The 6,175-nt window shown below is 30.1% G+C and carries 8 protein-coding genes and 1 pseudogene; 7 read left to right on the top strand and 2 right to left on the bottom strand.

Annotated elements, in window-relative coordinates; genetic code table 11:
- Positions 1–433, bottom strand: a pseudogene (locus tag ACHZDT_RS14035) (transposase); the annotation flags it as partial.
- Between the two features lie 668 nt (positions 434–1,101).
- Between ACHZDT_RS14035 and ACHZDT_RS14030 the strand changes: the two are divergent.
- The 6 genes from ACHZDT_RS14030 (at position 1,102) to ACHZDT_RS14005 (ending at position 4,980) form a co-directional block, all read left to right on the top strand.
- Entirely contained in the window at positions 1,102–1,905 is an 804-nt protein-coding gene (locus tag ACHZDT_RS14030) for an SDR family oxidoreductase (RefSeq protein WP_394775250.1), read from the top strand.
- Between the two features lie 11 nt (positions 1,906–1,916).
- On the top strand, positions 1,917–2,222 hold the full coding sequence (locus ACHZDT_RS14025; RefSeq protein WP_394775249.1) for a hypothetical protein: 306 nt from the start codon (positions 1,917–1,919) through the stop codon (positions 2,220–2,222).
- Positions 2,223–2,263: 41 nt separating this feature from the next.
- Positions 2,264–3,178 (top strand): helix-turn-helix domain-containing protein, encoded by a 915-nt coding sequence (locus ACHZDT_RS14020; protein ID WP_394775248.1) that lies wholly within the window; start codon positions 2,264–2,266, stop codon positions 3,176–3,178.
- Positions 3,179–3,181: 3 nt separating this feature from the next.
- Positions 3,182–3,496 carry a MazG-like protein gene (locus tag ACHZDT_RS14015; protein WP_394775247.1) on the top strand — a complete coding sequence of 105 codons (315 nt, stop codon included), beginning with the start codon at positions 3,182–3,184 and terminating at the stop codon, positions 3,494–3,496.
- Positions 3,497–3,595: 99 nt separating this feature from the next.
- Positions 3,596–4,165 (top strand): Crp/Fnr family transcriptional regulator, encoded by a 570-nt coding sequence (locus tag ACHZDT_RS14010; RefSeq protein WP_394775246.1) that lies wholly within the window; start codon positions 3,596–3,598, stop codon positions 4,163–4,165.
- Positions 4,166–4,242: 77 nt separating this feature from the next.
- Positions 4,243–4,980, top strand: coding sequence for an SDR family NAD(P)-dependent oxidoreductase (locus tag ACHZDT_RS14005; protein WP_394775245.1), 738 nt, complete (start codon positions 4,243–4,245; stop codon positions 4,978–4,980).
- A gap of 84 nt (positions 4,981–5,064) precedes the next feature.
- On the opposite strand, the gene ACHZDT_RS14000 is transcribed toward ACHZDT_RS14005, so the two are convergent.
- The gene (locus ACHZDT_RS14000) at positions 5,065–5,475 is read right to left on the bottom strand and encodes a helix-turn-helix domain-containing protein (RefSeq protein WP_394775244.1); all 411 of its coding nucleotides are present in this window, start codon (positions 5,473–5,475) and stop codon (positions 5,065–5,067) included.
- A 332-nt stretch (positions 5,476–5,807) separates the two neighbouring features.
- Here ACHZDT_RS14000 and ACHZDT_RS13995 point away from each other — a divergent pair, with 332 nt between their 5' ends.
- The gene (locus ACHZDT_RS13995; protein ID WP_394775243.1) at positions 5,808–6,074 is read left to right on the top strand and encodes a hypothetical protein; all 267 of its coding nucleotides are present in this window, start codon (positions 5,808–5,810) and stop codon (positions 6,072–6,074) included.
- The last annotated feature ends 101 nt before the right edge of the window (positions 6,075–6,175 follow it).

Raw genomic sequence — 6,175 nt, 5'->3', positions numbered from 1 at the left:
GCATAAATATTAGTTAGCCTAAAAAGGAAATATTCTACATTCCTAACTCCTCTGAATTTTGATCTAAATGCTTTTATTTTTGCATTGAAAGATTCTGCCGAAGCATTAGTACTTCTATTATTAAATAGTTTAAGATTGACTGGTAATTAAAAGTTATGGTATTGAGCAAAATATTAAAGTTTTTAAACCCTGATTCCTCTACGTTTCTATACCAATGAGCCAGTTTGGTCATAGCCATATGTTTGTAATTGTTATTATTGTAAATTGCTCGAAGTTGTTGATTTAGGTGATATGCTGTTTTTATATCCGGATATAATTCAAATTTCATTTGAGCCCTTTCTTTTTGGCTGTGAGTCCATTTTTCGCGAGATTTATACAGTAGATACCTGCTTCTGGCTAATAGCTGTTTTACGGAATCTCCATTAGGTAAAATTTGTAACCTATCTTGTGTCTTTTATTTATAGTTCTTATAATCCTTTGTATTATTCAAAATTCAATTTTTATTTTTTCTTAGATTATATTGATAAATTTGTTTTTCAAATTATTTGAATTATGACAGAATTAATTAATGTAATAAAAAGTTTTCAGGAACTAGACTTGGATACCGAGAATGCTATAAAGTATTATTTCGTTGAAGAGAAGTTTAAAAAAGATGAATTTATTATTCGAGAAGGTAAAATATGTACTAAAATTATTTTATTAAATCTGGAACTGTTCGTAGATCTGCCTTGAAAATGGATTAGAAGTTACGAGGTGGATTTATACAGATAATCAATTTGTGACATCATTAAGTAGTTTTTTTGAGCAACGACCTTCATTTGAGAATTTTCAAACCTGTGAAGAAACTATTGCTTATCCTTTGTCTTATACAGATGAGCAGCTTTTATTACAATATCCATTATTTTTCTAAATTTCATATGAAACAACTTCGTTTATATCTTTCTAAAATTAATGAGTTTCAGCATTTGTTCAGAGTGATGAATGCTATTTTAAATAAGTATTCTAACGCTCGTGTCATTTTGGCTAATAGAAACTTCAAAATGGCTACATTCTGTGACTGCTATCTTTAGACTTTTGTATTATAATTTTAAATATAAAAAAATGCAAAAGACAATTTTTATTACAGGGGCTTCATCGGGTTTAGGAAAATCAACTGCAAAATTATTTCAAAATAAAGGGTGGCGCGTAATTGCAACTATGCGTAATCCTGAAAAAGAATCCGAATTAAAGAAACTTAAAAATGTCATTATACTTCCTTTGGATGTAACGAATTCGGAACAAATTATTTCAACTGTTGAAGAAGTTACTAATTTATATTCGGTAGATGTTGTAATGAATAATGCTGGTTACGGATTAATTGGTGTATTGGAATCTTTAAGCGACGAACAAATTGAACGTCAGATTACAACTAATTTACTTAGTGTGATTAGAATTTCAAAAGCTTTTACCTCTCACTTTCGTGAAAAAAATAGTGGTATTTTTATAAACATTACTTCTACTTTTGGATTGATAGGATTTCCGACTTGTTCGATTTACAGTGCTACAAAATTTGCTGTTGATGGATTCTCGGAAAGTATGGCATACGAATTAGCTCAATTTGGAATAAAAGTGAAAATTATTGCTCCCGGAGGAATGCAAACTGATTTTGCCGTTAGATCTATGGAATTAGGGCAACATGATGCTTATGAGAAATTAACGGCTGAAGTTAGTAAAGGTTACAGTGCAGAGAAAATTAGTAATTATTCTAAAGTAGAAGATATCGCTGAAATTGTTTATCAAGCGGCTACAGATAATAAAGATCAATTGCGATATGTTGCAGGTATTGATGCTAATCAATTGTATAACGAAAGGATGTTAGGAATTGAGACACAAGTTCAGAATATTAAAACGATGTTTACTTTTTAATTTCGATCATTATGAAAAATCATGCGGTAGAACTGACTACTTTTAAATTAAATAATTGTACCCTACAACAATTTATTGAAGCTAATCAAGAAATTGATGAGTTTTTGAAGAGACAAAGAGGATTTATTTCCAGAAGTATTTTTGAGTTAAAAAAAGACATGGTTTATGATTTGCTGGAATGGGAAACTGCTGAAGATGGTACATCTGCCATGCATAAATTGATGAGCGAGTTAAGTGATTCTGTTGTACATGATCTAATAGATCAAAGTACAGTTAGTTGGAATATCGCACCTATCAAACATTTTGTAAATTTGTAAATAGAAGTTTACCAAATCTGATAGTTAATTAAAATAATATCATGAAAAATCAGCCTAAAATATTCAACACAATATCTGAACTTCATTCTGCTATGGCGCAATCTAGGCCAATGCATCCTCTTATAAGTATTATGAATTATGGAGAAGCTATTTTTGATCCGAAAGATTTCGAACAAGGAATTATTTTAGATTTTTATAAAATATCTTTCAAAACTCATTTTAAAGGAAAACTTAGATACGGTCATGGTTTTTATGATTTTGAAGAAGGAGGAATGTCATTTGTTTCGCCTGGACAAATTTTAAAAATGCAGGATGAAGAGGCTGATTATAGTGGAATGTCATTGCATATTCATCCAGATTTTATTCGTCCATATTCTTTAAATAGTAATATTAAAAAGTACGGATTCTTTAATTATTCGGCTGCTGAAGCTTTGTATTTATCAGAGAAAGAAAAGGAAACTATTTTGGGCGTTTTTGCATCTATTCCAAATGAACTGAACGAGCGGATAGACAACTTTAGTCAGGATGTAATTATATCTCAAATTGAACTTTTGCTAAATTACAGCAATCGCTTTTATAACCGGCAATTTATTACCCGTAAAGCAGTTAATCACGATGTTTTCGCTAAATTAGAAGCTGAAATAAATGATTATTTTGAGTCTGAAAAAACATTATTAAATGGCGTATTAACCGTTCAGTTTTTAGCAAATCAATTGAATCTTTCCCCACGATATCTGAGCGATTTATTGCGTACTCTTTGTGGTCAGAACACGCAACAATTTATTCACGATAAATTAATTGAAAAAGCAAAAGAATATATCGCAAATGGAACGTTTTCAGTTTCAGAAATTGGATATAAATTAGGATTTGAACATCCGCAATCTTTTAATAAATTATTCAAGAAAAAAACAAACCTAAGTCCAATAGCATTCAAAGAATCCTTCAATAAAAACTAAATTATGGCAATAAATTTCGAACAGTTAAAAGAACGTTCTTTAGAAATTAGAAAACGTTATCATGAACTGGAACTCATGCATCATGGAAGTGAATGGACTGTTGAAGAAGATGCGTTGGCTTTTTTAACAGATGCCGGCTTAGTAGGGCGTCATGTAATGTCACAACAGGGAAGGTGGACAAAAGAAAATACAGAAGAAGAACTTAAGCATAAAATAGGTGAATCTATCTGGTGGCTTACAATTTTGGCTGAAAGAATGAATATTAATATTGAAGAAGTTACAGAAGCGTTTTTGAATAAAACAGAAAAATTATTTTGAAAAATAGTAAAATGTTTTTGTAATTGTTTTAAAAATTATTGTTTTACTTTTTTGCCAAATGACAAATTCAGCCAAAATAACTTTGACTAACTTGCAACTATGAAAGAGTTTATAGATTATATTTTACAATTCGGAAATTTAAATCAGCAACAAATTGATTTAATTTTATCGAAATCAACTCAATTAGAGTTTAAGAAAGAGGAATATTTTTCTGAAGCTGGAAAAGTTTCTAATCAGGTTGGATTTGTTTTAGATGGTATTGTTCGTGTTTGTTATTATAATAATAAAGGAGAAGAAATTACAAAATATTTCATCGAAGAAAATAATCTTGTGGTAGATCTGGAAAGTTTTGATAATGAAATTCCATCAACAGCTTATGTGCAAGCTACTACAGATTGTAAATTACTTATTTTTTCCAGAAAAGACTGGAAAAAACTTTTAGACACCATTATTCCGTGGGAAGCAATTGTGCATAAAATTATCTCAAAAGCATTAAGGCAAAAAGTAGAACGAAGAAGCCCTTTGGTTTCAGAAGATGCTACGACACGATATTTGATGTTTCTCGAAATATATCCAAATGTTGTCAATCGGGTTCCGCTTTCTTATGTTGCATCGTATTTGGGTATTACACAATCATCATTAAGCCGTATTCGGAAAAATATCCGATAAATCACTTTTTGCCAAATGGCAAATCATATCGTTTTTAAACAGCTGACCTTTGCTTTATTAATTTAAAAGAATAAAAGATGAAAACAGTATTAATTACAGGAGCAAATAGAAGTATTGGTTTAGAACTGGTAAAAGAATTTTCTACAAAAGGATTGTTTGTTTATTTAGGAACCCGTGATCTTGAAAAAGGTGAAGCGGCAGTAAAAGAATTAAACGAAAATGGATTTCAAAATATCAAGGCAATTCAAATTGATGTTACAAAACCTGATACAATTTTAGCTGCGGCAAATATTGTAGAAAGTGAACAAGGTAAATTAGATATTTTAATAAACAATGCCGGAATTAGTGGAGCATTACCTCAAAGTGCTTTTGATACCTCAATTAATGATATTCAAAATGTATTTGACACAAACTTCTTTGGAGTTATTAGCGTTACGCAAGCGTTTTTAGAATTGCTGAAGAAATCTGAAAGTGCCAGAATTAGTAATATTACTTCGGGACTTGGATCTTTGGCTTTGCATAGTGATCCTAATTGGAAATATTATAATTTTAAAGCAACAAGTTATGTTACGTCAAAGGCAGCTTTGAATGCGTACACAATAGTTTTGGCTTATGAGTTAAAAGATTTACCGTTTAAAGTTAATGTGATAGATCCGGTTTATACGGCTACAGATTTTAACCATCATAGCGGACCTGGGTCAGTAGAAAGTGCAGCTGCGTTTATCATCAAACATACACTTACAGATGAAAACGGACCTACCGGAAAATTCTTTAGTAATGATATAGAAGATGAATCAGGAATAAGTCCTTGGTAAAATAAAAAGAAATTAGATTTCCAGAAATATTAAAAACAAAAGAGAGACTTATTAAGTCTCTCTTTTTATATTCTAAATTTAGATCTATTTCTTTAAAAGTCTTTCTAAATATTCAACTTTGTCTTTTTCCGCCTGAATTAAACGTTCGTATAGTTTTTTATTTTCTTCGTAAGCATCAACTAACTTATCCAATGGATTAAATGTACAATGATGATTATGATTTCCAACAGATCCCTGACTATTATCGTAAAAATTATTAAAATAACTAATTGCTGCTTCGTCTGAGAAATTTTTTAGCGCTTCAACACTTACTCCTAAAGCTTTTGCTACAGCAACAAGTTTATCATCATCGATAGTTTCACTGTTTTCCAAAGCAGATATCGTTTGCTGACTCATACCCAAAGCTTGTGCCAATGCTTCCTGTTTCATATCTCGAAGTTCACGAATACGGCTAATTTTTCGCCCTATGTGATTTGATTTTGTAAGTGTGCTCATAGTTCAAAGATATTCAAAATTCTTCAGAAATTTCCCATTTGGTAAAAAACAAGCTTGAATTTGTATGATACAATTATATGAAAAACTTTAATATCATTTAATTTTGAAGTTTGAAAATTTATGGTATTATCTAACCGTTTTAGGAACCATTTTCTAAAAATACTTGAAGAAATTTTAAAATAAAAACCTAAATATTTTTATTAATTTGACTATAAAGTACTTGTAAATTTTTTACATTCGTGGAAAGTAAATTCATAAAACGCACTAACCAAAATAAACTGATTAAATGACAAATTTTATTGAGCACGCAAAAGGGTTGACAAAAAAATCCTTTGGGAATAATAGGATTATTTGTATCACTAATTTATGGATTTGCTTGTTTAGTATTGTCAACAAGTATTTCAAATTTAAAAGGAGCAGCAGAACGTGTTCCTTTAATTTGGTTTATAATTATATTTCCTATAATCATATTGTTAGTTTTTCTTTTTTTAGTTACTAAGCATCATGCTAAACTTTATTCTCCAAGTGATTATGGAAATGCGGAGACTTTTCTCAAGACTTTAGGTGGAGCAAAAAAGTTTGAGTCTGTTGAAGTGTAAACTAGTAAATTTATATCAAAAAGTCCAACGACTATTCAAGATGTAATTAGAACAGTAGAAATTGAAAAATACAATAAAGAACTATTCCTTCCCGAAACTCA

This window comes from Flavobacterium sp. (assembly GCF_043722275.1).
In the GTDB taxonomy this organism is placed as follows: Bacteria; Bacteroidota; Bacteroidia; order Flavobacteriales; family Flavobacteriaceae; genus Flavobacterium.
This window is presented reverse-complemented; position numbering and strand designations above follow the sequence as displayed.

Excerpts from the sequence above, each read along its gene's own strand:
- ACHZDT_RS14030 (WP_394775250.1), top strand. The coding sequence starts at position 1,102 with ATGCAAAAGACAATTTTTATTACAGGGGCTTCATCGGGTTTAGGAAAA.
- ACHZDT_RS14025 (WP_394775249.1), top strand. The coding sequence starts at position 1,917 with ATGAAAAATCATGCGGTAGAACTGACTACTTTTAAATTAAATAATTGT.
- ACHZDT_RS14020 (WP_394775248.1), top strand. The coding sequence starts at position 2,264 with ATGAAAAATCAGCCTAAAATATTCAACACAATATCTGAACTTCATTCT.
- ACHZDT_RS14015 (WP_394775247.1), top strand. The coding sequence starts at position 3,182 with ATGGCAATAAATTTCGAACAGTTAAAAGAACGTTCTTTAGAAATTAGA.
- ACHZDT_RS14010 (WP_394775246.1), top strand. The coding sequence starts at position 3,596 with ATGAAAGAGTTTATAGATTATATTTTACAATTCGGAAATTTAAATCAG.
- ACHZDT_RS14005 (WP_394775245.1), top strand. The coding sequence starts at position 4,243 with ATGAAAACAGTATTAATTACAGGAGCAAATAGAAGTATTGGTTTAGAA.
- ACHZDT_RS14000 (WP_394775244.1), bottom strand. The coding sequence starts at position 5,475 with ATGAGCACACTTACAAAATCAAATCACATAGGGCGAAAAATTAGCCGT.